The 26,288-nt window shown below is 68.9% G+C and carries 22 protein-coding genes and 1 pseudogene; 12 read left to right on the plus strand and 11 right to left on the minus strand.

Annotation, left to right across the window (positions count from 1 at the left end; all coding sequences use genetic code 11):
• Window positions 1-51: 51 nt before the first annotated feature.
• Window positions 52-594, minus strand: coding sequence for a DUF3833 domain-containing protein (locus C9F13_RS00485; RefSeq protein WP_108444290.1), 543 nt, complete (start codon window positions 592-594; stop codon window positions 52-54).
• Between the two features lie 264 nt (window positions 595-858).
• Here C9F13_RS00485 and C9F13_RS00490 point away from each other — a divergent pair, with 264 nt between their 5' ends.
• The 6 genes from C9F13_RS00490 to yidD all read left to right on the plus strand — a co-directional run bounded on the left by C9F13_RS00490 (window position 859) and on the right by yidD (window position 5,593).
• Entirely contained in the window at window positions 859-1,710 is an 852-nt protein-coding gene (locus C9F13_RS00490) for an ATP-dependent zinc protease family protein (RefSeq protein ID WP_108444291.1), read from the plus strand.
• 52 nt (window positions 1,711-1,762) lie between these two features.
• Complete coding sequence (locus C9F13_RS00495) at window positions 1,763-3,268, plus strand: UUP1 family membrane protein (RefSeq protein WP_108444292.1); 1,506 nt, start codon at window positions 1,763-1,765, stop codon at window positions 3,266-3,268.
• A 3-nt stretch (window positions 3,269-3,271) separates the two neighbouring features.
• Window positions 3,272-4,234: an alpha-L-glutamate ligase-like protein gene (locus C9F13_RS00500; protein ID WP_108444293.1), complete on the plus strand. Its 963-nt coding sequence runs from the start codon at window positions 3,272-3,274 to the stop codon at window positions 4,232-4,234.
• A gap of 70 nt (window positions 4,235-4,304) precedes the next feature.
• Window positions 4,305-4,775 carry a Fur family transcriptional regulator gene (locus C9F13_RS00505; protein WP_108444294.1) on the plus strand — a complete coding sequence of 157 codons (471 nt, stop codon included), beginning with the start codon at window positions 4,305-4,307 and terminating at the stop codon, window positions 4,773-4,775.
• Window positions 4,772-5,212, plus strand: a complete 441-nt coding sequence (gene hisI / locus C9F13_RS00510; RefSeq protein ID WP_108444295.1) for a phosphoribosyl-AMP cyclohydrolase — start codon at window positions 4,772-4,774, stop codon at window positions 5,210-5,212. Before C9F13_RS00505 ends, hisI begins: the two co-directional genes overlap by 4 nt.
• 48 nt (window positions 5,213-5,260) lie before the next feature.
• On the plus strand, window positions 5,261-5,593 hold the full coding sequence (yidD, locus tag C9F13_RS00515; protein WP_108444296.1) for a membrane protein insertion efficiency factor YidD: 333 nt from the start codon (window positions 5,261-5,263) through the stop codon (window positions 5,591-5,593).
• Between the two features lie 4 nt (window positions 5,594-5,597).
• On the opposite strand, the gene C9F13_RS00520 is transcribed toward yidD, so the two are convergent.
• The 6 genes and pseudogenes from C9F13_RS00520 to C9F13_RS00540 all read right to left on the minus strand — a co-directional run bounded on the left by C9F13_RS00520 (window position 5,598) and on the right by C9F13_RS00540 (window position 11,622).
• Complete coding sequence (locus tag C9F13_RS00520; protein ID WP_108444297.1) at window positions 5,598-5,978, minus strand: cupin domain-containing protein; 381 nt, start codon at window positions 5,976-5,978, stop codon at window positions 5,598-5,600.
• A gap of 83 nt (window positions 5,979-6,061) precedes the next feature.
• Complete coding sequence (locus tag C9F13_RS00525; protein WP_245888668.1) at window positions 6,062-7,381, minus strand: NAD(P)/FAD-dependent oxidoreductase; 1,320 nt, start codon at window positions 7,379-7,381, stop codon at window positions 6,062-6,064.
• 142 nt (window positions 7,382-7,523) lie between these two features.
• Entirely contained in the window at window positions 7,524-8,798 is a 1,275-nt protein-coding gene (locus C9F13_RS00530) for an NAD(P)/FAD-dependent oxidoreductase (protein ID WP_342747778.1), read from the minus strand.
• Window positions 8,787-8,948, minus strand: a pseudogene (locus C9F13_RS17650) (rubredoxin); the annotation flags it as partial. The pseudogene C9F13_RS17650 and the gene C9F13_RS00530, both read right to left, overlap by 12 nt.
• Before the next feature lie 11 nt (window positions 8,949-8,959).
• A complete protein-coding gene (locus tag C9F13_RS00535) occupies window positions 8,960-10,402 on the minus strand; it encodes an aldehyde dehydrogenase family protein (protein ID WP_108444299.1) in 1,443 nt (480 codons plus the stop codon).
• 32 nt (window positions 10,403-10,434) lie between these two features.
• Window positions 10,435-11,622: an aromatic ring-hydroxylating oxygenase subunit alpha gene (locus C9F13_RS00540; protein ID WP_108444300.1), complete on the minus strand. Its 1,188-nt coding sequence runs from the start codon at window positions 11,620-11,622 to the stop codon at window positions 10,435-10,437.
• A gap of 358 nt (window positions 11,623-11,980) precedes the next feature.
• Here C9F13_RS00540 and C9F13_RS00545 point away from each other — a divergent pair, with 358 nt between their 5' ends.
• The gene (locus tag C9F13_RS00545) at window positions 11,981-13,669 is read left to right on the plus strand and encodes a BCCT family transporter (protein WP_108444301.1); all 1,689 of its coding nucleotides are present in this window, start codon (window positions 11,981-11,983) and stop codon (window positions 13,667-13,669) included.
• 72 nt (window positions 13,670-13,741) lie between these two features.
• Here C9F13_RS00545 and gcvA read toward each other — a convergent pair whose 3' ends face one another.
• The 3 genes from gcvA to C9F13_RS00560 all read right to left on the minus strand — a co-directional run bounded on the left by gcvA (window position 13,742) and on the right by C9F13_RS00560 (window position 16,536).
• On the minus strand, window positions 13,742-14,668 hold the full coding sequence (gene gcvA, locus C9F13_RS00550; protein ID WP_108444302.1) for a transcriptional regulator GcvA: 927 nt from the start codon (window positions 14,666-14,668) through the stop codon (window positions 13,742-13,744).
• Window positions 14,669-14,828: 160 nt separating this feature from the next.
• Window positions 14,829-15,254: a SufE family protein gene (locus C9F13_RS00555; RefSeq protein WP_108444303.1), complete on the minus strand. Its 426-nt coding sequence runs from the start codon at window positions 15,252-15,254 to the stop codon at window positions 14,829-14,831.
• Between the two features lie 37 nt (window positions 15,255-15,291).
• A complete protein-coding gene (locus C9F13_RS00560) occupies window positions 15,292-16,536 on the minus strand; it encodes a tyrosine-type recombinase/integrase (RefSeq protein ID WP_108444304.1) in 1,245 nt (414 codons plus the stop codon).
• Window positions 16,537-16,831: 295 nt separating this feature from the next.
• On the opposite strand from C9F13_RS00560, the gene C9F13_RS00565 reads away from it, so the two are divergent.
• Window positions 16,832-17,878: a DNA-binding protein gene (locus tag C9F13_RS00565; RefSeq protein ID WP_108444305.1), complete on the plus strand. Its 1,047-nt coding sequence runs from the start codon at window positions 16,832-16,834 to the stop codon at window positions 17,876-17,878.
• 49 nt (window positions 17,879-17,927) lie between these two features.
• Here the strand turns inward: C9F13_RS00565 and nfuA are convergent, their stop codons facing one another.
• Window positions 17,928-18,518 carry a Fe-S biogenesis protein NfuA gene (gene nfuA / locus C9F13_RS00570; RefSeq protein ID WP_108445297.1) on the minus strand — a complete coding sequence of 197 codons (591 nt, stop codon included), beginning with the start codon at window positions 18,516-18,518 and terminating at the stop codon, window positions 17,928-17,930.
• A 356-nt stretch (window positions 18,519-18,874) separates the two neighbouring features.
• Between nfuA and metH the strand changes: the two genes are divergently transcribed.
• The 4 genes from metH (at window position 18,875) to C9F13_RS00590 (ending at window position 26,281) form a co-directional block, all read left to right on the plus strand.
• Window positions 18,875-22,594: a methionine synthase gene (metH, locus tag C9F13_RS00575; protein WP_108444306.1), complete on the plus strand. Its 3,720-nt coding sequence runs from the start codon at window positions 18,875-18,877 to the stop codon at window positions 22,592-22,594.
• 63 nt (window positions 22,595-22,657) lie between these two features.
• The gene (locus C9F13_RS00580; RefSeq protein ID WP_108444307.1) at window positions 22,658-23,986 is read left to right on the plus strand and encodes an MATE family efflux transporter; all 1,329 of its coding nucleotides are present in this window, start codon (window positions 22,658-22,660) and stop codon (window positions 23,984-23,986) included.
• A 119-nt stretch (window positions 23,987-24,105) separates the two neighbouring features.
• Window positions 24,106-25,758, plus strand: a complete 1,653-nt coding sequence (locus C9F13_RS00585) for a nitrite/sulfite reductase (RefSeq protein ID WP_108444308.1) — start codon at window positions 24,106-24,108, stop codon at window positions 25,756-25,758.
• A complete protein-coding gene (locus C9F13_RS00590; protein ID WP_108444309.1) occupies window positions 25,751-26,281 on the plus strand; it encodes a DUF934 domain-containing protein in 531 nt (176 codons plus the stop codon). Before C9F13_RS00585 ends, C9F13_RS00590 begins: the two co-directional genes overlap by 8 nt.
• The last annotated feature ends 7 nt before the right edge of the window (window positions 26,282-26,288 follow it).

Genomic DNA, 26,288 nt, shown 5'->3' on the forward strand with positions numbered 1-26,288 from the left:
GCCTGCCAGCGAGACGCCAACGCCCCCGGCCCAGTCCCGGGGGCGTTGGCGTCAGGGCGCGCGGTCGAAGACGATGGTGATCTCGGCCAGCGTCACGCCGAACTTGCTCATGGCCGTGCGGTTGATCAGCCGTCCGTCGGGCTGCAGGTACATCCAGTCGTCCATCGTGAAGGTGAGCTCGCGCCCCGAGACCTCGACGGGCAGGCGGTAGCGCATGTTGAAGGCGTGGCCGGCCTGGCGTGCCTCGACGGGGCCCTCGACGTCATTGGCGCGGCCGAGCCAGGTCGCATCGTCCTGGCGCTCGAAGGTCCAGACCCGGCGATCCGTCTCACCATCCTGGTAGATGAAGCGCTCGTCCAGGGTCAGGGTGTCGCCCTCGAGGGTGCCGTCGATCACCACCGTGAAGCGGCGCTGCACCTCGCCGCGGTAGTCCTGCACCATGCCCCAGGCGCGGGTCTCGCCGTCGAAGTACTCGCCGATGTCCAGCCGCGGCGTGGTCCCGGCGTAGCGCTCGACGTCGACGCTGCTGCAGCCGACGAGTAGCGGTAGCAGAAGCAGCAGGAAGAGCAGGCGGAAGCGCAATATCTTGTACATGATCTATCCAGTTTCGATTTCAGGTACAGCCCAGGCTAGCGGATCGACGACGACGGTGCCATCCGGTCACCATCGAGGTGATCGTGAAGAGCACGTTGGCGAGCGGCAGATTCGGGGACCCGGCTAGTCGCATAATGTATATTATGTTAAATGATGTCACCCTGTGGAATGAGCGCAACCATACTGTCGCCGCGTGTCGACGTTGGACAAGGTTGGCGGCGACTCCTTATCATCATGCATCACTCTGCTGTTCGAGCCTTGTCCATGCGTCTACGCCTGCCGCTTGCCGGCACCCTCGCCCTCGCTTCCCTGCTGTTCGGTGGCTGCACCTATCTTCCCGAACGTGCGCCGTCACCGCCTCCGGTGACCAGCGCGGAATTCGAGGCGCGCGTCTCGCAGCTGGAGCATTCGCTGATCGCCCGTTGCGATGCGCGCCAGGAAGCGCGCCTGGATCACCAGTTCCGCCACCAGCAGGCGCTGACCGCCGACGTGCGCGAGGTCGGCAGCCTGCTGCGCCAACTGCGCGGCGATGTCGCACGGCTCGGCCCGAATGACGCGCCGCGTGCCTCGACCCGCCAGTGCGCCGACGCCGAACAAACCAGCCTCAACAACAAGGAGATCCTGGGGCGCAGCGAATGGATCGGCCTGCCCGACGTGGGCACCTATCTCAAGGCGCGCATCGACTCGGGCGCCACGACGTCCTCGCTCTCGGCCACCGAGATCACGCGCTTCGAGCGCGATGGCGAAGACTGGGTGCGCTTCAAGCTGGGACTCAATGAGGACGACATCGTCGTCGAGGACGTCCGCGGCGAGTGGATCGAGGCGCCGGTGGATCGCCGCGTGCGCATCATCCAGGCCACCGGTGAGGAGTCCCGGCCGGTGATCAGCCTGCTGATGACCCTCGGGCCGCTGCGCGAGAAGGTGCAGTTCACCCTCAACGACCGCACGCATCTCGATCATCCAGTCCTGCTTGGCCGCCGCTTCCTGCTCGATATCGCCATCATCGACGTCGCCGAGCAGTATCTCCACGCGCGCCCCGAGTTCCCGGGTGGGCGTCCGGCAGCGGACGCCGGCGCCGACGAAGCCACCGATGCTGACGCAAACCCCGAGGGCTGACGCCTTCGTCCGGGCCTGACCCGGACCGTCCGTCTCCCCCCAAGGAAGATCCATGTCACGACTGCCCTTCTATCTGATCGTCACCCTCCTGCTGGTGTCCGGCGCCGCCCTGAGCATCCATCGCCACGTGCAGTTCGAGGTGCCCTGGACGCCGGGCGAACTGCGCCAGGTCTGGGAGATCGAGGCCCAGGTCAACTTCACCGCCGACGGCGGGCCGGCCAAGGTCAACATGGCGCTGCCCTCGAGCCAGCGGGGCTATCGCATCCTCACCGAGCATACCGCCTCGCCCGGCTACGGCCTGGCGTTCCTCGAGGAGGAAGGCGGACGCCGCGCCGAGTGGTCCACCCGCGAGGCCGTCGGCGACCAGCAGCTGTACTACAGCGTCCAGGCCCTGGTGGCCCCGGAGGCGCGCACCACCCAGAGCGAGCCCCCTCCCCTGCGCCGCGACATCCTGTGGGAGTCGCCCTACGACACCGCGGCCAGCCAGGTGATCGATCGCGCCTGGGCGCGTAGCGCCGACCACTTCACCTTCGCCCGCGAGCTGATCCACGACTTCACCGACGAGCGTCAGGGCGAGAATGCGCGGCTGCTGCTGACCCAGTTCGACCGCACGCCGCTGCTGGTGCGCCTGCTCAACCAGGCCGGGGTGCCGGCGCGCGAGGTCAGCGGCCTGATGCTGGACCACGGCCGGCGCCGCCAGAACCTGACGTCGTGGATCCAGGTCTTCGAGGAGGACCAGTGGGCGCTGTTCGACCCGCGCACCGGCGAGCAGGGACGGCCGGACAACCTGCTGCTCTGGGAATCCGCCGGCCAGGCGGTGCTCGAGGTCCAGGGCGGTACCAACTCGCGCATCAACTTCTCGATGCTCTCGCGCAACCAGCCGGCCGCCGCCGCCGTGCGCAGCCAGCTGGCCGACGATACCCTGCTCAACTTCTCGATCCACAGCCTGCCCCTCGAGGAGCAGGCGCTGTTCCAGACCATCCTGCTGATTCCGATCGGCGCGCTGGTGGTGGTGCTGCTGCGGGTGCTGGTGGGCATCAAGACCTCGGGCACCTTCATGCCCGTGCTGATCGCCCTGGCCTTCATCCAGACCACCCTGATCACCGGCCTGGTCGGTTTCCTGATGGTGGTCGCCGTGGGGCTGGTAATCCGCAACTACCTGTCGTACTTGAACCTGTTGCTGGTGGCGCGAGTGACGGCGGTGATCATCACGGTCATCGCCATCATCTCGGTGTTTTCGGTGCTCTCCTACCGCTTCGGGCTCAACGCCGGCCTGACCATCACCTTCTTCCCGATGATCATCCTCTCCTGGACCATAGAACGGATGTCGATCCTGTGGGAGGAGGAAGGACCCAAGCAGGTGCTGATCCAGGGTGGCGGCAGCCTGATGACGGCGGTGCTCGCCTACCTGGCGATGAACAACCCCTGGATCCGCCACATCACCTTCAACTTCCTCGGCGTGCAGCTGATGCTGATGGGTCTGATCCTGCTGCTCGGCAACTACACCGGCTACCGCCTGCTCGAGCTGCGCCGCTTTAAGCCAGTCACGGAGGACTGAGGCATGTGGACGACCCCCGCGCGCCTGCGTGCCAAGGACATCATCGGCATGAACCGGCGCAACATCCGCTACATCGGCCGCTACAACAACCGGCGGCTCTACCCATTGGTGGATGACAAGCTCAAGACCAAGCTGCTGGCCCAGAAGTACGGCATCACCACGCCGGCCCTGATCGGCACCGTGACCACCCAGTTCGGCGTCAAGCACATCCGCCAGATGCTCGCCGGCCACTCGGGCTTCGTGATCAAGCCGGCCAAGGGCAGCGGCGGCAAGGGCATCCTGGTCATCGAGCGGGTCGAGGGCGACCGCTACATCAAGCCGAGCGGCGCCCGGCTGAGCCTCGAGGACGTGGAGCGCCACGTCTCCAACATCCTCTCGGGGCTCTATTCGCTGGGCGGCTCGCCCGACGTGGCGCTGGTCGAGGCGCTGATCAACTTCGACGACTCCTTCGCCGAGTACACCTACGAGGGGGTGCCCGACATCCGGGTCATCGTCTTCAAGGGCTACCCGGTGATGGCGATGATGCGCCTCTCGACGGCGGCCTCGGACGGCAAGGCCAACCTGCACCAGGGCGCCGTGGGGGTGGGCATCGACATCGCCAGCGGCACGGCGATTCGCGGCGTGCAGTTCGACCGCACCCGTCACGACCACCCTGACACCGGCCACGAGCTCGCCAGCCTGCACATCCCCGGCTGGGAGACCCTGCTGATGCTCGCCGCCGGCTGCTACGAGATGACGGGCCTGGGGTATCTCGGCACCGACATGGTGCTCGATCGCGCCCACGGCCCCATGCTGCTGGAGCTCAACGCCCGGCCGGGCCTGGCGATCCAGATGGCCAACGGCGAGGGGCTACGCTCTCGGCTCGACCTGATCGAACGCCAGCCTGACGGCGTGTCCCCCGAGGAGCGCGTCGTCTTCTCGCAGCACCACTTCGCCCGCTCGAGCGAGCTTCGCGAGACGGCCTGAGGCGCCGGCTGGCCCCTCACCGGGCGGCCGCGTAGAATATGCGCTTCCTCCAGCCACCGCCCCGGGTGCCATGACCGACCCACGCGACATGATCCGCCAGGCCGAGCAGCAGTGCCAGCAGCGCGGCGCACGCTTCACGCCGATCCGCCGCCGCGTGCTGGAACTGATCGCTACCACCCGCGGCGGACTCAAGGCCTACGAGCTGCTCGACCGACTGGCGGCCGAACACGCGGCGGCGCGTCCGCCCACCGTCTACCGGGCCCTCGAGTTCCTGATCGACCAGGGACTGGTGCACCGCATCGAGTCGCTCAACGCCTACGTGGCCTGCCCCTGCCCGGAGCACGCCCACGGTTTCCAGCTGCTGATCTGCCGCCACTGCGGCCGCGTCGAGGAGCTCCATCTGGACGAGGTCAACGATCACCTGACACGACGCGCCCGGGAGCTCGGCTTCGAGGTCCAGCGCCAGACCATCGAGCTGCTGGGCCAGTGCGACGCCTGCCGGCAGAGCCTCTCCCACGCCGTTTCCGCGGAGTCCCCATGAGCACGACCTTCAAGGCCCTCGAGCGGGCCCCTCGCGACAGCCGCCGCCCCCTGGCCGAGATCCTCGACGCCGTGGGCTTCAATGCCGACGGCCTGATTCCCGCCATCGCCCAGCAGCACGACAGCGGCGAGGTGCTGATGATGGCGTGGATGAACCGCGAGGCCCTGGACGAGACCCTGCGCACCGGCCGGGTCTGCTACTGGTCGCGCTCCCGAGGCAAGCTGTGGCGTAAGGGCGAAAGCTCCGGCCAGCAGCAGCACCTCAAGGCCGCCGCCCTGGACTGCGACGGCGACACCCTGCTGCTGCAGGTGGACCAGACCGGGCCGGCCTGCCACAGCGGGCGGCGCAGCTGCTTCTACGTGGCGCTCGAAAACGGCGAGGCGCGCGTCGACAGCGATCCGCTGATCGACCCCGACACCCTCTATGCCAAGCGTTGAGACGAGAAGTGCTGAGACAAGAAGCGCTGAGATGAGAAGGGCCGAGCGGTGAGGCGCCTCGCGGCCCTGCTGTCACGCGCGCTGGGCGGGCTCTTGATCACCCTGGTGAGGCTCTACCAGGTCACGCTCAGCCCGCTGCTCGGCCCGCGCTGCCGCTACTGGCCGAGCTGCTCGGCCTACACGGCGGAGGCGCTGAAGGTGCACGGCCCGCTGCGCGGCGGCTGGCTGGGCGTGAAGCGCATCGCGCGCTGCCATCCCGGCGCCGCCGGCGGCATCGATCCGGTGCCGGGCGGGCCAAGCGAGCGGCTGTGCCGCGAGGACCCGGAGCTCGACGAGCAGTTCCGCTGCCGCCCGCCTCACAGGTCGCAGGATCCCCGCTGACCCGCTACACCGCGTCCTGCCCCCTGACCTCCTGCAGGCTCTCCTTCCAGTTGCCCGGATAGAGCGCATAGCCGAACAGCGCCTGGCCGGCGTAGATCAATTCGGTGCCCTCGGGGATCCACAGCATCTGGCCGGGGGTGACGCGATGGCTCTCCCCGGCGGCGGTGACCCGAAGCTCGCCCTCGATCACGAAGATCACCTCGTCGTAGAGCACCGTCCAGGCCACCTCGGCCCCTTCCCAGCGGGCGAACCCGGCGCCCATGGTGGCACTAAGCGTGGTATCCACGGTGCGGCCGATCTCGGCATGGCCGGGCGGCCCGCCGCGATGCCGGAACGGTGTCTCGCGATGATCGAACTTGATGGCGCGTACGGGGGTATCGCTCACGATAACGTCCTGTTCATATCAGATGTCGAAATTTCGCTCGGGCCGGCGCGGGCGGGACTCATCCCGCTCCGCTCGGGTTGGTCCTACATCTCGCTGCGGCTGGCCCAGGCCGCCTGTTTCATGCGCGCCTTCACCCCGAGGCTCAGGAAAGGCTCCGGCGGATTGATCGCCGGCCGTCCGGAGATCGCCAGCATGTCGGCCAGCTGGTCGGAGTCCTCGCCGGTGGCCAGCTCCGCCAGCAGCTTGCCGGAGATGGTGCCCCGCGCCGCACCGACGCTCTGGTGCACGCCGGACATCCAGGCAGCGTCGCCGACCCTGCCGAAGAAGGCGGTGTAGTTGCGGGACAGCCCGCAGGCTCCGCCCCAGGTCGCCTCGAAGGGGACATGGGCCAGCGACGGGTAGCGGGCCTCGAAGGAGTCGCGATGCCCCTTCCGGATCCGCGTCCGCTCGGCCAGGTCGTCGTGGTAACGGGGCACGAAGCGGTACTGGTTGCGGATGATCAGCCGCCGGTCCGGGGTCAGCCTGACCGTGGTGCCGGCATGATCGGCGGGCGTCAGGCCGAAGTGATGGGGCGCGGTAGAGAACAGCGCCATCTCCTCGTCGTTCAGCGCGCAAGTCATGCTGGCGAAGGTCATCACCGGCAACATGCGATGCTTGAGGAAGCCGAACTCCCGGGCATAGATGTTGGAGCCCAGCAGCAGTCTGGTGGCGCGCACCTCGCCCTCCGGCGTGGTGGCACACCACTGTCCCGCCGATCGGGCCAGTGTCACGACCGGGGTATGCTCGTAGAGTTCGACATTTCCCGGCAGAGTCTCGCCGAGGCCACGCACCAGGGCGGCGGGCTGCATCAGCGCGGTATTGGCCGTGTAGATGGCCCCCGCGTAGTGGCGGGTGCCGAGGATCGGCGCCAGCTCATCGCGCGCCAGGCGCCGGTAGGGATAGTCGAACTCCTTGAGCAGGGTCTCGTAGTGGTCGAGGTACTGGAGCCCCCGCTCGCCCACGGCGCCCTGGTACTTGCCGGCTCGGGACCAGCCGCAGTCGATGCGGTGGCGCCGCACCAGGGTCTCCAGGTCGTCCACCGCGGCGCGGTTGAGCGACAGCACCTTCTGCTTGTGGGCCAGGTCGTCGCCCTCGAGGTCGCGCTTGTGGGGCAGGTCGATGACGAAGCCGGTATTGCGCCCCGAGGCGCCCTGGCCGACCCGCAGGGCCTCCAGCAGCACGACGCGATCATGAGGGCGCAGCTCGGCGACGCGCCGGGCCGCGGCCAGGCCGGTGAAGCCGGCACCGATCACCAGCCAGTCGGCGCTCTCGCTTGAATTGAGGCGACGCGCCGGGGCCGGGGCGTCGAGCAGCTGGTACCAGCCGTTGCACTTGTCGTCACGGGGAAGGGTTGCTTGTGACATCCTGGACCTCCGCCGCGCCGGGGCGCGACGTCATCGCCGGCCAGGCCGGCGGTTCGGTAGAAGGCGGCGCCCGTCGGGCTCCGCGTGTCGTCATGCACTTTTTCACGCCATATGATCGAGCGCAGGCAGTTGTCGTCGGGCCTCAGGCGGCCTGGGCGTGGCCGCAAGCCTTGACCCAGTCGCTGCGCCGGGCCATGGCCGCCTCGCCCACCAGGGCGACGCCCAGCAGCCGGCCACCGGCGTCATAGGCGCCGGCCTCGATGCCGTCGGCGGTAGCGGTGACGTGCCACGTCACCGCCACCTCGGCCGGGGGCACCACCGCGCAGACGGGGGCCGCCGGTGTCTTCACCATCACCGGCATCACCGGATAGCTGACCGCCGTCGGCGTACCGGTCAGCGTCGCCGACAGGGCGCGCAGCCCGGCGTTGATCGGCGCCAGATAGGGCAGCAGCTGGCCGTCGATCTCCACGGCATCGCCCAGGGCATAGACGTCCGGCAGCGAGGTGGCGAGATACCCGTCCACCCGGATGCCGCGCCCGCAGTCGACCCCGGCCGCCCGGGCCAGCTCGACATTGGGGGTGAGGCCCACGGCGCTGACCACGAGATCCGCCTCGAGCCTGCTGCCGTCGGTCAGGGTCAGCCGGTAGCCGCCCTCCTCCGCGGCGACGCTGGCCACCGAACGGGAGAGGTGCCAGCCCACGCCCAGCGCCGCGAGCGCCTCGCGCACCACTCGGCTTCCCGCCTCGGGGAGCAGCCGCGGTAGCGGCCGCTCGGCCAAACCCACCACCTCGATCCGGTGGCCGGCCTGGGCCAGGTCGTTGGCGAATTCGCAGCCGATCAGACCGTCGCCGATGATCACCACTCGCGCCCTGCGGCCCAGGGCGTCGAGGCGCCGGCGCATCTCGCCATAGTCGCCGCGGTCGTTGACCGAGAGCAGCGCCCCCGCCTCGCCTTCCACCGGGATGCGGATCGGGCTCGCTCCGGTGGCCAGCACCAGCTGGCCGTAGTCCAGCGCGCCCAGCCGGGTATGCAGGCGCTTCGCCTCGGCGTCGATGCGCTCCACCGGGCAGAAGGCGTGCACGCGAAGGTCGAGGCGCTTCTCGAGGGCCAGCGCCGACTCATCGAGCAGGGCGTCGGCGTCCTTGCCGAGCGCGAAGGCGTTGGAGAGCGCCGGCTTGGCGTAGAGGCCGCCGTCGTCGGCGGTGACCACGTGGATCTCGCGCTCCGGGTCCCGGGCCCGCACCGCCTCGGCCAGCCCGTAGCCGGCATGGCCGCTGCCGATGATCACCAGCGGGCCGGCCGGGGTCGCGGACCGCGGCGCGGCGGCGGTCGCCGCCGGGGCGGCCACGGCATCGGTCAGGGGCATCGGAGCCACCGGCGCCGCCGCAGCCGGCGCGTCATCGGTGATCTCGAGCATCTCGAAATCCGCCTTGCCTACCCCGCAGTCCGGGCACAGCCAGTCCTCCGGCACGTCCTCCCAGCGGGTGCCGGGGGGGATGCCGTCGCTCGGCCAGCCTTCGGCCTCGTCGTAGATCAGGCCGCAGATGATGCAGAGCCATTTCTTCATCGGGACCTCCTTCACGCGCCCTTGATGCGCACGGCGATGTTGCGGGTCTGGACGTAGCTGTAGAGCGCTTCCTGGCCCTTCTCGCGGCCGAAGCCCGAGAGGCCCACGCCGCCGAAGGGCGTCTCCACACCGCCGGCGAACCACTCGTTGATGAATACCTGGCCGCCGCGCAGGCGCCGCGCGGTGCGCAGGGCCCGGTCGAGGTAGGTGTCGAAGACGCCGGCCACCAGGCCGAACGGGGTGCCGTTGGCGAGCTCGACGGCCTCGTCCTCGGTATCGAAGGGATGGATCACCAGCACCGGGCCGAAGACCTCCTCCTGGAAGATCTCGCTGTCCACGGCCACATCGGTGAACAGCGTCGGCTGCATGAAGTAGCCGCGGGTGCCCGAGACCCGCTCGCCGCCGGTCACGCAGGTGGCGCCGGCCTCGATGGCGCGACGGCACATGGCCTCGACCTGCTCGAGCTGGGCGCGCGAGACCAGCGGGGTCAGGTCCGGGTTGGCGATGCCGGGCCCGATGGAGAGTCCCTCGGCCAGCGCCCGCAGCCGCTCGACCACCTCATCGAAGCGCGAGCGATGCACCAGCAGCCGGGACATGGCGGAGCAGACCTGGCCGGCATTGAAGAAGATGCCCGCCTTGACGCTGTCGACCAGCTGCTCGATGTCGGCATCGGCGTGCACGATGGCCGCGGACTTGCCACCCAGCTCCATGACGCTCGGCGTGGCGCGCTCGGCGGCATCGCGCAGGATGCGCTGGCCGGTGGGCACCGACCCGGTGAAGACGATCTGGTTGGCCTCGCGATGCTTGACCAGGTGGGCGCCGACCACCGAGCCCTTGCCGCACAACAGGTTGACCGCGCCCTTCGGCAGGCCGGCGCGCTCGCAGGCGGTCATCAGGAAGGTCATCGCCAGCGGGGAGATCTCCGGCGACTTGATCACCACGGCGTTGCCGGCGGCCAGCGCCGGCGCCAGGGAGCGGGCGCAGATCGAGGGAGGGAAGTTCCAGGGCACGATCTGCACCGAGACGCCCATGGGTTCATGGCTGGTGAAGTCGACGTAGTCGTCGCCCAGCGGGATCGAGGTGCCCTCGATCTTGTCGGCCATGCCGGCGTAGTACTCGAAGTAGCGCGCCGCCTCCTCGAACTCGCCGCGGGCCACCTCCAGGGACTTGCCGTTCTCGCGGCACAGCACCAGGGCCGCCTCCTCGGTCAGCGCCTTGAGCTCCTCGGCGATGGCCAGCAGCCAGGTGACCCGCCTTGCCGGGCGCACCGCGCTCAGCACACCCGACGCCACGCAGCGCCGGGCCGCGGCCATGGCGGCGTCGGCGTCCGCGAGACCGGCCTCGGCGATCTCGGCGTAGGGCTCGTCGGTGGCCGGATCGGCGACCATCAGCCAAGTCTCGGCGCCCGTCCAGGCGCCGTCGATATAGTTATAGTAACGGTCGAGCGTGCTCATCAGGGGGACTCCAGTCTCGAGGGATCGGGCGATCAGGCGGCCTCGGCGTCGCCGCGCACGCGGCGTGCCACCCACTGGTGGAAGAAGTGGGTCGGGTGGTCCAGCACCGGCGAGAAGACCCCGCCCTGAAAGCCCGGCGACTGCCGGCCGCGCTGCATGCCCTCGACGGCCGCGATGTCCTCGCCGAAGACCACCCGCCAGGACTCCAGGGTGGAGGTGCGGCAGGCCGCATAGGCGTCCTGGGTGGCCTCGTCACCGACGTAGTAGACGCGCAGGTGCTCCACGGTCTGCCCGGTGGAGACCGGCTCGAGCATCATGGCGAAGGCGTGGTCGGCCTGGATGCCGAGCAGCACGTTGGGGAAGAAGGAGACGTACTCTGCGTGCTCCATCTTGTCCTTCGGCCAGGACGGGAACTTGGGCAGGCGGGTGCCGGCCACGTCGGAGAGGCGGTAGGCCAGGCTGCCCTGCCCGGAGAAATGCTCGCCGAACTGGATGTTGTAGTGGTCCTCGAGGCGCGAGTAGGTGTTCAGGCTCGGATGCACCCACGGCAGGTGGTAGCTCTCGCAGTAGTTCTCCACCGCCAGCTTCCAGTTGCAGTTGACGGTGATCTCGAGGTTGCCGCCCATGTTGACGCGACGCAGCAGCTCGAAGCCGTCCGCGCCGATGAAGTCGCGCCAGCGGTTCTCCAGGGGCGCCACGTGCTCGGCGAACTCGATCGCCTGGCCGTCGAGATTGACGAACACCATGTCCATCCACACGGCGCTGCGAATGGGCTTGAGGCCATGCTTCTCGCACTTGAAGCCGTCGACCTTGTGCTGGCCGACGCCACCGATGTGCGGCGTGCCGCGCAGGTTGCCGTTCAGGTCATAGGTCCAGGAGTGGTAGGGGCAGCGGATCACGCCCTGCACCTCGCCCTCCTCGGCGACCAGCTGCATGCCACGGTGGCTGCAGACGTTATGGAAGACCTGGGTCTCGCCCTCCTTGTTGCGCATCATCAGAAGCGGCAGGCCCATGAAGTCGACCGGCTTGACGTAGCCGTTCTTGATCAGGTCGCTGGCGAAGCCGACACACACCCAGGTGGCGGCCATCACGCGGTCGCGCTCGGCGGCGAAGTAGGCCTCGCTGACGTAGGCCTCGTTGGGCATGCCGGTGGCCTGGTCGATGGGCGCGAGCACGTCATCGAGCTGGCGGGCGGGAATCAGGGATGGGGTCAGGGTCATCTTGGCCTCCTCACGGGCAACGGGCGAGTCATTATCTGTTGTGGCCCTACCGGGGGTTCCGGCTGGTGGAAGCGAGTCTGGGAGCGGCGCGGCGCCACGACAATCGATGATTCGGCATCATTCCATGAGCCATCATCATCGATTAGACCAAGGACTAATCCCAGTTAGGCCATCTAAACGCCTGTTTATCCGACGATAGCAGAGCCATCACGGCCCGCCGTCGAATGAGCAAGGGTCATGGATCGATGAGAAAACATGCGTTGCCCACGCCCCGCAAAGTCCCCACCCTTCTCGGCGGGTCCTCGTGACCCCTCCCTTCCCGACCTCCCCTGAATCAATAACAAACGAGAGTGACGCCATGCGCTCAGAAAGCGGCCTCTTCAAGGGCCTCAACCCCACGGTGACCATCGCCTCCAAGGTGCTGGTCATCGGCTTCGTGATCTTCTGCGCCGTGCTCGCCGAACGGGCCGGCGCCATCTTCCAGGACATCTCGACGACCGTCCTCGACAACGCCAAGTGGTTCTACCTCGCCGTGGTCAGCGGCGTACTGGCCTTCCTGCTCTACCTGATGGTCAGTCGCTTCGGGCATATCCGGCTGGGCCAGGATGACGAGCGCCCCGACTTCAGCTTCGTCTCCTGGGTGAGCATGCTGTTCTCGGGGGGCATGGGCATCGGCCTGGTCTTCTGGTCGGTGGCCGAGCCGATGTGGCACTACGCCGACAATCCCTTCAGCGATGGGATGGACGCTGCCTCGGCCAGCATGGCCATGCGTCTGACCTTCTTCCACTGGGGCCTGCACCCCTGGGCGACCTTCATCATCGTGGCCCTGGCGCTGGCCTACTTCGCCTACCGCAAGGGCCTGCCGCTGACCCTGCGCTCGATCCTCTACCCCTTCATCGGCGATCGCATCTACGGCCCCATCGGCCACACCGTCGACATCCTCACCGTGGCGATCACCGCCTTCGGCGTCTCCCAGTCGCTGGGGCTGGGCGTGATCCAGATGAACAGCGGGCTGCATAACGTCTTCGGGGTATCCAATGGCATCGGCATCCAGCTGGCCATGATCGCGGTGATCACGCTGTTCGCCATCGCCTCGGTGATGTCCGGCGTGGGTCGCGGCATCCGTCGGCTCTCCGAGTGGAACATGCTGCTGTCGGTGGCGATCATCGCGATCGTGCTGGCCATCGGGCCGACCCGCTACATCCTCAACACCCTGCTGCAGAGCACCGGCGACTATGCCGACAACCTGATCGGCCTGAGCCTGTGGAGCGACGCCAACGCCGACAGCGGCTGGCAGAACTGGTGGACCGCCTTCTACTGGCCCTGGTGGATGACCTGGGCGCCCTTCGTCGGCATGTTCATCGCCCGCATCTCCCGGGGACGCACCATCCGCGAGCTGATCGGCGGCGCCCTGCTGGTGCCGACCCTGGTGACCTTCGTGTGGATGTCGGTGTTCGGCGGCAGCGCGCTGTTCCAGGAGCAGCAGGCGCGCCAGGCGCACGAGCAGGCAGTGGCCAGCGGCGAGGCGGTAGCGGGAGGTGACTTCGCCGGCGGCGCGGTGCTTCAGGCGACCAGGGAGGACACCACACTGGCGCTGTTCACGCTGTTCGACACCCTGGACCCGGGATTGCTGGGCAGCGTGCTGTCGATCATGGCGGTGCTGCTGCTGGCGACCTACTTCATCACGTCGGCGGACTCCGGCACCCTGGTACTGTGCACCCTGGACAGCATGGGCAGCCCGGAGCCGCCCCAGCCGATCCGGGTGATCTGGGGCCTGGTGATCGGCTGCATCGCCGGCGCCCTGCTCTACGCCGGCGGGCTCAAGACGATCCAGACCGCCTCGATAATCGCCGGCCTGCCGATCGCGATGTTCATCCTGATGATGAGCCTGAGCCTGTACCGCACGCTGCGCCGGGAGCCCATCGCCGCGGCCATGCTGCCGGCCCAGGTCCGGCCCGCGGCGGAGGACCTCGATCACCACAGCGGCCAGGCCGAGGCCGCCCCGGCGGCCGCGACGCGCCGCGAGGCGGCGGTCGCGCAGGCCTGAGACGCGCCCTGCGCAACGCAAGAGGCCCGGCGCTTGCCGGGCCTCGTCATTGTCGGGCGCTGCATCGGGACCTCAGTTCAGGCCCAGGTCCCCCACTTCCCGGGGCACGGTCTCGAGCAGCCACTCCCGGAAGGCCTTGACCCCCCGACGCTGCGACGGCGCCTCGCCGCGCTCGAGCAGGCAAAAGCGCGCCGGGGTGCGCAGCAACGTCTCCACCGGCCGCACCAGCTGGCCGCGTTCCAGATAGTCGTCCACCAGCTGGCTCCAGCCCAGCGCCACGCCCTGGTCCATCATCGCCGCCTGCACAAGCATCGAATAGCTGTTGATGTTGAGCCGGCGTCGCGGAGGACGCGAGACGACGCCCACCTCGGTGAACCACTGCTTCCAGCTCATCCAGTCCTGATCGGCATCCTCGAGCGACAGCAGGGTGCAGTCGAGCAGCGCCTCAGGCCCGGAGAAGGGACCGTACTTCTCCAGGTAGCTGGGGCTGCACACTGGGAAGGCCTCCTCGTGGAAGAGCGTCGTGGCCTGCATCGCGGGCGGGGGCGTGCGGCAGTAGAAGAGCGCGACGTCGCACTCCACGCGGGCCAGGTCGCGGAGCTGCTCGATGGCGACGATCCGCAGCTCGATGTTGTCGTGCTCGCGCTGGAACTCGGAGATCTTGGGCAGCAGCCAGAGCGAAGCCATGGCGCTGGTGGTGGCCACGGTGAGCTGGTGCATTCCCTGCCAGCTGCGCACCTCGTCGGTGATCGACGCGATGTCGTTCAGCGAGTGGTGAATGGTCTGGGCATAGCGCTGACCCGCCGCGGTCAGCTTGACGCTGCGGTTGGCGCGCTCGAAGAGCGGCTTGCCCAGATAGTCCTCGAGTCCGCGAATCTGGCGACTGATCGCGCCCTGGGTCACATGGAGCTCCTCGGCCGCCAGCGTGAAGCTGAGGTGGCGGGCCGCCGACTCGAAGGCCACGAGGCTGTTCAGGGGAGGCAGGGGGCTGATCTTCATGGCAGCGCAACATCGACGGTGGGGAGGGGCGAGGAGTTTACGCGTCGCGATGAGGCGGCGCCACGCCCCGGAGGCCGCATGACGCCGGGCGCCGAAGCAAGGCGGCCCGCCCTCCCCGGCCCTTCACCGCCCTTCGCGTCGGCCGGGTCTCGAGCGCCTGTCAGGCGGCTTCCTGCTCGGCCACCCGGTAGATGCGCTCCAGCATGGCGTTGAGGCCGTTGCTGCGGGTCGGCGAGAGGTGCTTGTCGAGCCCCAGGTCCTTGAGGAAGTGCGGGCTGGTGGCTCGGATGTCCGCCGGGCGGCGGTCATTGTAGATGCGCATCAGCACGGCGATCAGCCCGGAGACGATGGCGGCGTCGGAGACCGCATCGAAGTGCAGGGTCTCACCCTCGCGGCGGTGGCGCATCCAGACGTTGGACTGACAGCCCTGGATCTTCAGCTCCTCGACCTTCCACTCCTCGGGAAAGGCCGGCAGCTGCTTGCCCATGTCGATGATGTACTGATAGCGATCCATCCAGTTGTCGAACATCTCGAACTCGTCGAGAAGCTCCTGCTGGGCCTGTTCGGCGGTGGTCTCGGTGCTCATGATCTCTCCTCGAGGCAGTGGACCTCAGTATACCGACTCACGCGCCCCATCTCGATCCTCCGCCGTCGTCAGGCGCTGCTTCGTCGCTCCCGGCGCCGAGGCCGTGGCGCGCCTGCTGGCGATGCCACTCCTCGTCCTCGGCGTGCAGGTAGCGCGCCGTGGTATCGAGCCGCGAGTGGCGCGCGGTGCCCGCCAGGTAGCGAAGCTCCACTCCGGCCTGGGCCTGGTGGGTCAGCGCCGTATGGCGCAGCCAGTGGGGCGTGGCCTGGCGCAGGCGCACCACGGCGTCGCGGGCCTCGTCGCCCTGCTCGGCCTCCAGGGCGTTGGCCGCCTCGCCGAAGGCGTCGCGAATCAGCCGGTAGAGGCGGTTGTCGCCCAGGCCTCGTGTGCCGTCCAGCGCCCTGAGCAGCGGCCCGTCGTCATCGGAGGCGGGATGGGGCGGCAGTCCCAGGGCCTCCCGCCAGGCCACCAGCAGGGCCAGCATGTCCGGCGGCACCGGCACCTGTGCCGCCTTGTCGCCCTTGCCGACCACCCGCCACCACCAGCGTCCCTCGCGGCACACGAAGTCGTTCATGCGCGCCGCGCTCATCTCGCCGATGCGCGGGGCCAGCAGGTAGGCGAAGCCGAAGACCAGCCGGCGGCGTGACCGCTCGAAGACCCGGCGCGGCGCGGCGTCCGCCGGCAGCGGCCGGTCGAGCCAGGCCCAGAACCAGTCCCAGAGCGGCCGCTCAAGGTAGCGCTCGATGCCGCCCTGGCGGTTGTCCAGGCGGCGGCGCTTGTCGCGCATCAGCCGAAAGGGATTGTGGCCGACCCAGCCCGCCTCCACGAGCCAGGCGTACATGCCCTGCAGGATGACCAGGCTCTGCCGGCGGCTCGCCGGGGACAGCGGCCCACGGAAGGGCCGCCAGCGCGGATCCTTCCGCGGGCGCACCGGGCCGATCCAGCGCTCGGCCGGCCGCGGATCGGCCAGAAAGGCCTCGAAGGCGTCCAGGTCCTGGCGGCGCAGCTCGCCAAGCCCCTTGCCCTGCTCACTAAGCCACAGCAGCAGCCGCTCCGCCTCGCGCCGATAGGCGCGTTGGGTCTGCCGGCTCGCCCGGTACTCGGCGAGCCACCTCGCCACCGCCTCGGCGTCGCTCGCGGCCTCGATGTGCGCGCTCACCGCCGGCGGCCGGGATGTCGCCGCGGCCGGGACGCGCCCCAGCGCGACCGCCGACTCCGCGGGCAGCGCCAGGGCGAGGCCCACGCCATCCTGATCAAGCTGCTGTTTTTCCTGGTCTTTCATCGCCATTGCGTCCCTTCTGTCGCGCTCGCCGTGTCGCGGCGTTTCCTGCCCGCGGCCGAGATATGCCCCGTTTCGCGGGCCGCCCCGCCTCCTGGCGGCCGAGTATCGCCCTTACGCCGCCCCATAATCAAGATAATCCGCGTAATCTTGATTTTATCTTGCATAGTGTAAATATATTTACGTAGTACGTAATACGTAAAAAGCTTCAATATTCGTCCGGTGGCGGGTAGACTGGCGCCCTGAACCCGGATGCCGCCCGCAGGAGCGGCCGGCAGATCACCACGAGGAGACGACCATGGCGCGCAGCGGCGTGCGGTACGAGGATGTACAGCGGGCCATCGACGCCCTGCTCGCGAAGGGCGAGGCCCCGAGCGTGCACAAGGTGCGCGAGGTGCTCGGCACCGGCAGCTTCACCACCATCAGCGAGCACCTGCGGGAGTGGCGCACCCAGCGCGAGGAGAATCGCGACCAGCCGCCGCCCCGCGGCATGCCGGCGGCGCTGCAGGAGCTGGCCGAGGCGCTGTGGGAGAAGGCCCAGGTCGCCGCCAACGAGGCGCTCGCCCACTATCGCCAGGAGGCCGACGCCCGGGTGGAGACGGCCCGCGAGGAGGCCAGCGAAGCGTCACGCCGCGCCGAGGACGCCGAGCAGCGGGAGTCGGCGCTCTCCGCCCATCTGGCGAGCACCGAACAGCGCCTGACGGAGCAGAGCGGCGAGCTCGCCCGCCGCGAAGCCGAGCGCGACGCCCTGGCGGAACGCGAGGCGAAGCTCAGTCGCCACCAGGCGCGACTCGAGCAGCAGCTCGCCGACCTGCAGCAGGTACAGGAGCAGAAGGCCCAGGAGCACCAGCAGGCGCTGGCCGACCAGGCGAGACGCCACCAGGAGCGGCTGGCCCAGGAGGAGAAGCGTCACGAGAGCAGCGAGTCGCGGCTGATGGCGCTGCTCGACGAGGCGCGCCAGGAGCGCCAGGCCGCCGACAAGGCCCACGCCCAGCGCCATCAGCAGCTCGAGACGCGCTTGGAGCGCACCGAGCGGCTGGTGCAGGAGGCGCGGAGCGCGCTGGCCGAGGAGGAGAAGCGCCACCGCGAGACCGACTGGGCGCGCCGGCAGGCCGAGGAGCGCACGCGTACCCAGCAGCATGAGCAGACCCTGCTGCAGGGGCGCATCGACGAGCAGAAGCAGCTGCTGGCGGAACAGGCGCGCCGCCTGCGCGAGCTGGAGACCCAGCTGCATCGCTGCCTGTGGCAGGCGCCGGTGGAGACCCAGCGCGACGAGAACAAGGAGGAGGACGCGGCCGAAAACGACGAAGGCCCCGCGAATGCGGAGCCTTCCAGGGAGGAGTGAGGACGGCGCCGGGAGGCCGATGACCTCCCGCGCGCGCCCTGTCGCCGCCTTAGCGGTAGTAGGCGTTGGTGGTGTCGGAGTGATCGGTCACGTCGCGGATGCCGGCAAGCTCCGGGATGCGCTCGAGCAGGGTCTTCTCGACGCCGTCCTTGAGGGTCAGGTCGACCGCCGCGCAGCCCTGGCAGCCGCCGCCGAAGGCCAGCACCGCCACCTGGTCCTCGGTCAGCTCGACCAGCTTGATCTCGCCGCCGTGGGACGCCAGTCCCGGGTTGATCTCGCTGTAGAGGATATAGTTGACGCGATCCTCGAGCGGGCTGTCGGCGTTGACCTTGGGCATCTTGGCGTTGGGCGCCTTGATGGTCAGCTGGCCGCCCATGCGATCGGCGTTGAAGTCGACCACGGCCTCCTCGAGGAACGGCAGGCTGTTCTTGTCCAGGTAGACGCGCAGCTTGGGAAGCTCCAGCAGCTCGTCGCTGGGCTCCTCCTCGCCAGGGCGGCAGTAGGCCAGGCAGGTCTCGGCGTAGGGCGTGCCGGGCTGGGTGATGAAGATGCGCACCGCGATGCCCTCGACGTTCTGCTTCTCGAGCAGCTCGGCGAGGTAGTCCTGGGCGCTATCGGTAATCTGGATGCTGTCGCTCATCATGCTCTCGCTATCGTGACCCGCCGCAGCGAAGACCGTCGCGACGGAGGCAGAAAGGGTGTTGGCATCAATGGTAAGCGACCCGCGCGGCCGACACAATCCCGACTGATTTGCTGGGTTTTACCTCCACCGGCTGCATGAGGCCCGGTCACGCACGACATGAAAGACGCTCGCGTCGCGCCCCTGCCCCGACGCGCCGGCTTTTGCTAGGATAAGCGGCTTCCCCGGCGACCCGCCGACGTGCCGCATCCCGGCAGGCCGCCTCCGGCCCGCAGCGCTTCCACGAGACAAGACGCCCCAGGCGCACCGCTGCCGGCCCGAACCCTGACGCCTCTTCGCTGGAGATAGACCCGCCCATGGCCGCCGTTCCCACCGCCCAGACCGCCTCGCTTCATGACAGCCTGTCCCGTCGCATCCTGATGCTCGACGGCGGCATGGGGACCATGCTGCAGAACGCCGAGCTCTCCGAGGCGGAGTTTCGCGGCGAGCGCTTCGTCGACTGGCCCAGCGACCTCAAGGGCAACAACGACCTGCTGGCCCTGACCTGCCCCGACCTGGTGACGAGCATCCACCGCGACTACCTCGAGGCCGGCGCCGACATCGTCGAGACCAACACCTTCAACAGCACGCGGCTCTCCCAGTCGGACTACGGCATGGAAGCACTGGTGCCGGAGCTCAACCGCGAGTCGGCGCGCCTGGCCCGCCAGGTGTGCGACGCCGTGGCCGAGGAGACCGGCGTGCCGCGCTTTGTCGCCGGCGTGCTGGGGCCGACCTCGCGCACCGCCTCGCTGTCGCCGGACGTCAACGACCCCGCCAAGCGCAACGTCACCTTCGACGCCCTGCGCGACAACTACCGCGAGGCCGCCGAGGCCCTGATCGAGGGCGGCGCCGACCTGATCATGATCGAGACGGTCTTCGACACCCTCAACGCCAAGGCCGCGATCTTCGCCCTCGAGGAGCTCTTCGAGGCGCGCGGCGAGCGGCTGCCGGTGATGATCTCCGGCACCATCACCGACGCCTCCGGGCGCACCCTCTCGGGCCAGACCACCGAGGCCTTCTGGAACTCGGTGCGCCACGCCCGGCCGCTCTCCATCGGGCTGAACTGCGCCCTGGGAGCCGAGGAGCTGCGCCCCTACGTCGAAGAGCTCTCGACCAAGGCCGACACCTTCGTCTCGGCCCACCCCAACGCCGGCCTGCCCAACGAGTTCGGCGAGTACGACCAGACGCCCGAGGAGATGGCGGCTATCGTCGCCGAGTTCGCCCAGAGCGGTCTCGTCAACATCATCGGCGGCTGCTGCGGCTCCACCCCGGCCCATATCGCGGCGATCCACGACGCCATCCGGGACCTGCCCCCGCGCCGGGTGCCGAAGCGCTCCCGGGCCTGCCGCCTCTCCGGGCTCGAGCCCTTCAACATCGAGGCCGACTCGCTGTTCGTCAACGTCGGCGAGCGCACCAACGTCACCGGCTCCGCGCGCTTCAAGCGGCTGATCGTCGAGGAGGACTACACTACGGCGCTGGAGGTGGCCCTGGAGCAGGTGGAGAACGGCGCCCAGGTCATCGACATCAACATGGACGAGGGCATGCTCGAGTCCGAGGAGGCGATGGTGCGCTTCCTCAACCTGATCGCCGGCGAGCCCGACATCGCCCGGGTGCCGATCATGATCGACTCCTCCAAGTGGGCGATCATCGAGGCCGGCCTCAAGTGCGTGCAGGGCAAGGCGGTGGTCAACTCGATCTCCATGAAGGAGGGCGAGGACGCCTTCCGCGAGCAGGCCACCGCCTGCCGGCGCTTCGGCGCCGCCGTGGTGGTGATGGCCTTCGACGAGGCCGGCCAGGCCGACACCTTCGCCCGCAAGAGCGAGATCTGCGAGCGCGCCTACCGCATCCTGGTCGACGAGCTGGAGTTCCCGGCGGAAGACATCATCTTCGACCCCAACATCTTCGCCATCGCCACCGGCATCGAGGAGCACGACAACTACGCCGTGGACTTCATCGAGGCGACCCGCTGGATCCGCGAGCACCTGCCCCACGCCATGGTCTCCGGCGGCGTCTCCAACGTCTCCTTCTCGTTTCGCGGCAACAACCCGGTGCGCGAGGCGATCCACTCGGTGTTCCTCTACCACGCCGTGCGCGCCGGCCTGACCATGGGCATCGTCAACGCCGGCCAGCTGGCGGTCTACGACGACCTGCCGGCGGAGCTTCGCGAGGCGGTGGAGGACGTGGTCCTCAATCGGCGCAGCGACTCCACCGAGCGCCTGCTCGAGCTCGCCGACAAGTACAAGGGCGACGGCAGCGGCCCGGCCAAGAAGGAAGACCTCGAATGGCGCTCCTGGGAGGTCGAGCAGCGCATCTCCCACGCCCTGGTCAAGGGCATCACCGCCTACATCGAGGAGGACACCGAGCAGGCTCGCCAGCGGGCCGCGCGCCCCATCGAGGTGATCGAGGGGCCGCTGATGGACGGCATGAACGTGGTCGGCGACCTCTTCGGCGCCGGCAAGATGTTCCTGCCCCAGGTGGTCAAGTCGGCGCGGGTCATGAAACAGGCGGTGGCCTACCTGATCCCCTACATCGAGGCCGAGAAGAGCGCCGAGACCCAGGCCAAGGGCAAGATCGTCATGGCCACGGTCAAGGGCGACGTCCACGACATCGGCAAGAACATCGTCGGCGTCGTCCTGCAGTGCAACAACTACGAGGTGATCGACCTGGGCGTGATGGTGCCCGCCGAGAAGATCCTGCAGACGGCCCGGGAGGAGAACGCCGACATCATCGGCCTCTCCGGGCTGATCACCCCGTCGCTGGACGAGATGGTCCACGTCGCCAAGGAGATGCAGCGCCAGGGCTTCAGCCTGCCACTGTTGATCGGCGGCGCCACCACCTCCAAGGCCCACACCGCGGTCAAGATCGAGCCCGGCTACGACCAGCCGGTGATCTACGTCTCCGACGCCTCCCGCGCCGTGGGCGTGGCCGGCAAGCTGCTCTCGCCGGCCCTGAAGCCGACCTATGTCGCGGAGATCCGCGCCGAGTACGAGACGGTGCGCGAGCGCAACGCCAAGCGCCGCCCCAAGGCCGCCGACCTCAGCTATGAAGAGGCGCGACGCCGCAAGCCCGACATGGGGTGGGAGAGCTACACGCCGCCGCGCCCGGCCCTCACCGGGCTCCAGGTGTTCGACGACTACGACATCCAGGAGCTGGTCGAGCGCATCGACTGGACGCCCTTCTTCATGAGCTGGCAGCTGGCCGGCAAGTACCCGAAGATCCTCGAGGACCAGGTGGTCGGCGAGGCCGCACGCCACCTCTTCGCCGACGCCCAGGCGATGCTGCGCAAGCTGATCGACGAGAAGCGCATCCACGCCCGCGGCGTGATCGGCCTGTGGCCGGCCAACAGCGTCGACGACGACGTCATCGAGGTCTACGCCGACGAGTCGCGCCAGGAGGTGATCGAGCGGCTGCACCATATCCGCCAGCAGACCACCAAGAACCGCGACGGCGTCTGCCAGAGCCTCGCCGACTTCGTGGCGCCCCGCCATGACGCCAACGGCGAGAAGCGCGGCCAACTGGACTGGATCGGCGGCTTCGCCGTGACCACCGGGCACGGCGTCGAGGAGCTCGCCGAGCGCTACAAGGCCGCCGGCGACGACTACAACGCCATCCTCGTCCAGTCGCTCACCGACCGCCTGGCCGAGGCCTTCGCCGAGCGGCTGCACGAGCGGGTCCGCAAGGAGTTCTGGGGCTATGTGCCCGACGAGGCCCTGGACAATGACGCCCTGATCGCCGAGAAGTACCAGGGCATTCGCCCGGCGCCGGGCTACCCGGCCTGCCCCGACCACACCGAGAAGGCGACCCTGTTCCGCCTGCTCGACGCCACCGAGAACGCCGGCCTCGCGCTCACCGAGAACTTCGCCATGTGGCCCGCCGCGGCGGTGGCCGGCTGGTACTTCTCGCACCCCCGCTCGAAGTACTTCTCCACCGGCAAGATCACCCGCGACCAGGTCGAGGCGCTGGCCGAACGCAAGGCCATGGGCATCGCGGAGCTCGAGCGCTGGCTCGCGCCGGTGCTCTCCTACGATCCCGCCTGACCCCGATGGCCCGCCGCGGCGGGCCGTTTTCTCGCCCCCTTGTCCCACCTTGCCGGAAGACGGATGCTCCCCGAATCCACCCGCCGCCAGACGATCCTGCGCCTCTCCCTGCCGATCATCGCCGGCATGCTCACCCAGAGCCTGCTCAACCTGATCGATGCCGCCCTGGTCGGCTCGCTGGGCCAGGTGCCCCTGGCGGGGGTCGGCATCGGCGGCTACGCCATGTTCCTGATCACCGCCGTGGTCTTCGGGCTCTCCTCGGGGGTGCAGGCCCAGACGGCGCGGCGCCACGGCGAAGAGGACTGGGGGCGACGCGCCCTGGCGCTCAATGCCGGGCTTGCCATCGCGCTGGCCGTGGCGGGCCCGCTCACCCTGCTCTGCCTGTGGCAGGCGCCGCGCCTGCTGGCGCTGATCAACCAGGATCCCGCGGTCAACGCCGTGGCGGTGGAGTACTTCCGCTGGCGGGTGGTGTCGCTGGTCCCGGTGGCGATGATCTTCTGCTTTCGCGGCTACTGGAACGGCATCCAGCAGACCGGCCTCTACCTGCGCATCATCCTGGTGATGCATGCCATCAACGTGGTCGCGAGCCTGGGGCTGATCTTCGGGCTCGCCGGATTGCCGGCCATGGGCGCGGCCGGCGCCGGGGCCGGCACCAGCCTGTCGCTCTTCGCCGGGCTCGCCATCTGGGCGGTGTTCAGCCTGCGCCACGCCACCGCCAGCGGCTTTCTGGCCGAGCGCCCCCACGGGGGCGTGCTGGCCACCACCCTGCGCCTGGCCACGCCCCACTCCTTCCAGCAGCTATGGTTCGCGGCAGGCTACGCCGTGCTGTTCTGGATCCTGGGACGCATCGACACGCCGAGCGTCGCGGTGGGCCACGTGCTGGTGAACCTCTCGCTGCTGTTAATCCTGCCCGGCGTGGGGCTCGGCATGGCCGCGATGAGCCTGGTGGGCCAGGCGCTCGGGCGCCAGGCCCACCAGGAGGCCCACCGCTGGGGCTGGGAGGTGGTGCGCCTGGCCTGGTGCGGCCTGGCGATCCTCGCCCTGCCGATGCTGCTCTTCCCCGAGGCGGTGCTGGGCCTCTTCCTCCACGACCCGGCGCTGGTCGCCCTGGGCCGGCTGCCGCTGCAGCTGACGGCGGTGATGATCGTGCTTGATGCCGCCGCCCTGGTGTTCGCCCAGGCCCTGCTGGGGGCCGGGGCCAATCGCACCGTGATGACCGCGACCCTCTCCCTGCAGTGGCTGGTATTCCTGCCGCTGGCCTGGTGGGTGGGCGTGGGGCTCGAGCAGGGGCTGCTGGGTATCTGGTGGGTGCAGCTGGGCTACCGCTGCCTCAACTCGGCCTGGTTCATGCTGATCTGGCAGCGGCGACGCTGGCAGTCCCTGGCGCTCTAGTCGGGCGCCGCCTCATTCCATTCTGCATATAAACTATGAAGATTTATTCTTTTATAGAATAAATGCGAGCGGGTAAGGTAGCGCCAACGTCCCCTTTTCTCGATTCAGGATCGCGCTGCATGTACCGCTACGACTCCCACGACCAGACCCTGGTCGATGAACGCGTCGCCCAGTTCCGCGACCAGATGCGCCGCTATCTCGCCGGCCAGCTCGGCGAGGAGGAGTTCCTGCCGCTGCGCCTGCAGAACGGCCTCTATATCCAGCGCTACGCCCCCATGCTGCGTATCGCCATCCCCTACGGCATGCTGGCCTCCTACCAGCTGCGCAAGCTCGGTGAGATCGCCGCCCGCTACGATCACGGCTACGGCCACTTCACCACCCGCACCAACCTGCAGCTGAACTGGCCGAAGCTCGAGGACGTGCCGGACATCCTCGCCGAGCTCGCCAGCGTGCAGATGCACGCCATCCAGACCAGCGGCAACGACATCCGCAACACCACCACCGACCAGTTCTCGGGGATCGCCGCCGACGAGGAGGTCGATCCGCGCCCCTGGTGCGAGCTGATCCGCCAGTGGTCGACCTTCCACCCGGAGTTCGCCTTCCTGCCGCGCAAGTTCAAGATCGCCGTGACCGGGGCCGCCGAGGATCGCGCCGCCATCCAGGTCCATGACGTCGGGCTGCGCCTGTGGCGCAACCGCGACGGCGAGGTGCGCGTCAAGGTGCTGGCCGGCGGCGGGCTCGGGCGCACGCCGATGATCGCCGAGACGGTGCGCGAGGACCTGCCCTGGCAGCACCTGCTCACCTACCTCGAGGCCCTGGTGCGGGTCTACAACCAGTTCGGTCGCCGCGACAACAAGTTCAAGGCGCGCATCAAGATCCTGGTCAAGGCGCTGGGCGTCGACGAGTTCCGCCGCCGCGTCGAGGAGGAGTGGGCCCACCTCAAGGACGGCCCCCAGACCCTCACCGCCGAGGCGCTCGAGGCCGTGGCCGAGCACTTCGTCGAGCCGGAGCGCCGCGCCGTGCCGGCCGAGGCCATCGAGGCCTATGAGCGGCTGCGCGGCGAGAACCGCGCCTTCGCCCGCTTCGTCACCAACAACGTCACCGACCACAAGGTGGCCGGCTACAAGGCGGTGACCCTGTCGCTGAAGCGCCGCGAGCACTCGCCGGGCGACGTCACCTCCGAGCAGATGGCCGCGGTGGCGGACCTCGCCGACGAGTTCGGCTACGGCGAGCTGCGGGTCACCCACGAGCAGAACCTGGTGCTCACCGACGTGCCGGTGGATCGCATCGAGGAGCTCTGGCAGCGCCTCGAGGCGCTGGGCATGGCCAACCCCACCGTGGGCACCCTGGCCGACCTGATCTGCTGCCCCGGTGGCGACTACTGCGGCCTGGCCAACGCCAAGTCGATCCCGGTCGCGCATGCCATCCAGGAGCGCTTCGAGGACCTCGACTTCCTCTATGACCTGGGGCCCCTGGAGCTCAACATCTCCGGCTGCATGAACGCCTGCGGCCATCACCACGTCGGCCACATCGGCATCCTCGGCGTCGACAAGAAGGGCGAGGAGTACTACCAGATCTCGCTGGGCGGCAGCCAAGGCAACGGTGCCTCCCTCGGCAAGATCCTCGGCCCCTCCTTCTTCCGCGAGGACGTGCCGAGCGTGATCGACAAGCTACTGCAGGTCTATGTCGGCAGCCGCCAGCCCGACGAGACCTTCCTCGACACCTATCGCCGCATCGGCCTCAAACCCTTCAAGGAGCGTGTCTATGCCTGAGCAAATTGCCACTCGCCCGCTGATCGTCGATGGCCGCCCGGTGGAGGCCGACTGGCCCCGCCACGACGGCGACTCCGCCCCGGCCGAGGGCCCGGCCCTGGTGCGCCTGGATGTCTGGCAGGCCGCCGGGCGTCGCGCCGACCTGGCGCCCTGGCTGCCGAGCGACACCGAGCTCACGCCGGCACTGGCCGAGGAACTCAAGCAGGCACCGCTGATCGGCGTCGACTTCCCGAAGTTCACCGACGGTCGCGGCTACTCCATCGCCCGCCTGCTGCGCGAGCGCCACGCCTACTCGGGCCAGATCCGCGCCGTCGGCGACGTGCTGATCGACCAGCTCTTCTACCTGTCGCGCTGCGGGGTCAACGCCTTCTCGCTGCGTGAGGATCAGCTGGTGCCGGATGCGCTGAACGCCCTGACCACCTTCAGCCGCGGCTACCAGCCGGGCACCGACGACCCGCAGCCGCTGTTCCGCCGTCGCCTGCGCGAGCTCGCCGGCCGCCTCCGGGAGCCGGCCCTGGCCTGAGGCCAGC

It is taken from the genome of Halomonas denitrificans (assembly GCF_003056305.1).
GTDB classification, from domain to species: Bacteria; Pseudomonadota; Gammaproteobacteria; order Pseudomonadales; family Halomonadaceae; genus Halomonas; species Halomonas denitrificans.

Bases quoted from the DNA above. Each gene is read 5' to 3' on its own strand.
- C9F13_RS00590 (WP_108444309.1), top strand. From the start codon at position 25,751: ATGCCTGAGCAAATTGCCACTCGCCCGCTGATCGTCGATGGCCGCCCG.
- C9F13_RS00490 (WP_108444291.1), top strand. From the start codon at position 859: ATGCGTCTACGCCTGCCGCTTGCCGGCACCCTCGCCCTCGCTTCCCTG.
- C9F13_RS00540 (WP_108444300.1), bottom strand. From the start codon at position 11,622: ATGACCCTGACCCCATCCCTGATTCCCGCCCGCCAGCTCGATGACGTG.
- C9F13_RS00505 (WP_108444294.1), top strand. From the start codon at position 4,305: ATGACCGACCCACGCGACATGATCCGCCAGGCCGAGCAGCAGTGCCAG.
- C9F13_RS00585 (WP_108444308.1), top strand. From the start codon at position 24,106: ATGTACCGCTACGACTCCCACGACCAGACCCTGGTCGATGAACGCGTC.
- C9F13_RS00580 (WP_108444307.1), top strand. From the start codon at position 22,658: ATGCTCCCCGAATCCACCCGCCGCCAGACGATCCTGCGCCTCTCCCTG.
- nfuA (WP_108445297.1), bottom strand. From the start codon at position 18,518: ATGAGCGACAGCATCCAGATTACCGATAGCGCCCAGGACTACCTCGCC.
- metH (WP_108444306.1), top strand. From the start codon at position 18,875: ATGGCCGCCGTTCCCACCGCCCAGACCGCCTCGCTTCATGACAGCCTG.
- C9F13_RS00565 (WP_108444305.1), top strand. From the start codon at position 16,832: ATGGCGCGCAGCGGCGTGCGGTACGAGGATGTACAGCGGGCCATCGAC.
- C9F13_RS00555 (WP_108444303.1), bottom strand. From the start codon at position 15,254: ATGAGCACCGAGACCACCGCCGAACAGGCCCAGCAGGAGCTTCTCGAC.
- C9F13_RS00495 (WP_108444292.1), top strand. From the start codon at position 1,763: ATGTCACGACTGCCCTTCTATCTGATCGTCACCCTCCTGCTGGTGTCC.
- C9F13_RS00545 (WP_108444301.1), top strand. From the start codon at position 11,981: ATGCGCTCAGAAAGCGGCCTCTTCAAGGGCCTCAACCCCACGGTGACC.
- C9F13_RS00560 (WP_108444304.1), bottom strand. From the start codon at position 16,536: ATGAAAGACCAGGAAAAACAGCAGCTTGATCAGGATGGCGTGGGCCTC.
- C9F13_RS00500 (WP_108444293.1), top strand. From the start codon at position 3,272: ATGTGGACGACCCCCGCGCGCCTGCGTGCCAAGGACATCATCGGCATG.
- C9F13_RS00525 (WP_245888668.1), bottom strand. From the start codon at position 7,381: ATGTCACAAGCAACCCTTCCCCGTGACGACAAGTGCAACGGCTGGTAC.
- C9F13_RS00530 (WP_342747778.1), bottom strand. From the start codon at position 8,798: ATGCTCGAGATCACCGATGACGCGCCGGCTGCGGCGGCGCCGGTGGCT.
- C9F13_RS00485 (WP_108444290.1), bottom strand. From the start codon at position 594: ATGTACAAGATATTGCGCTTCCGCCTGCTCTTCCTGCTGCTTCTGCTA.
- C9F13_RS00535 (WP_108444299.1), bottom strand. From the start codon at position 10,402: ATGAGCACGCTCGACCGTTACTATAACTATATCGACGGCGCCTGGACG.
- gcvA (WP_108444302.1), bottom strand. From the start codon at position 14,668: ATGAAGATCAGCCCCCTGCCTCCCCTGAACAGCCTCGTGGCCTTCGAG.
- hisI (WP_108444295.1), top strand. From the start codon at position 4,772: ATGAGCACGACCTTCAAGGCCCTCGAGCGGGCCCCTCGCGACAGCCGC.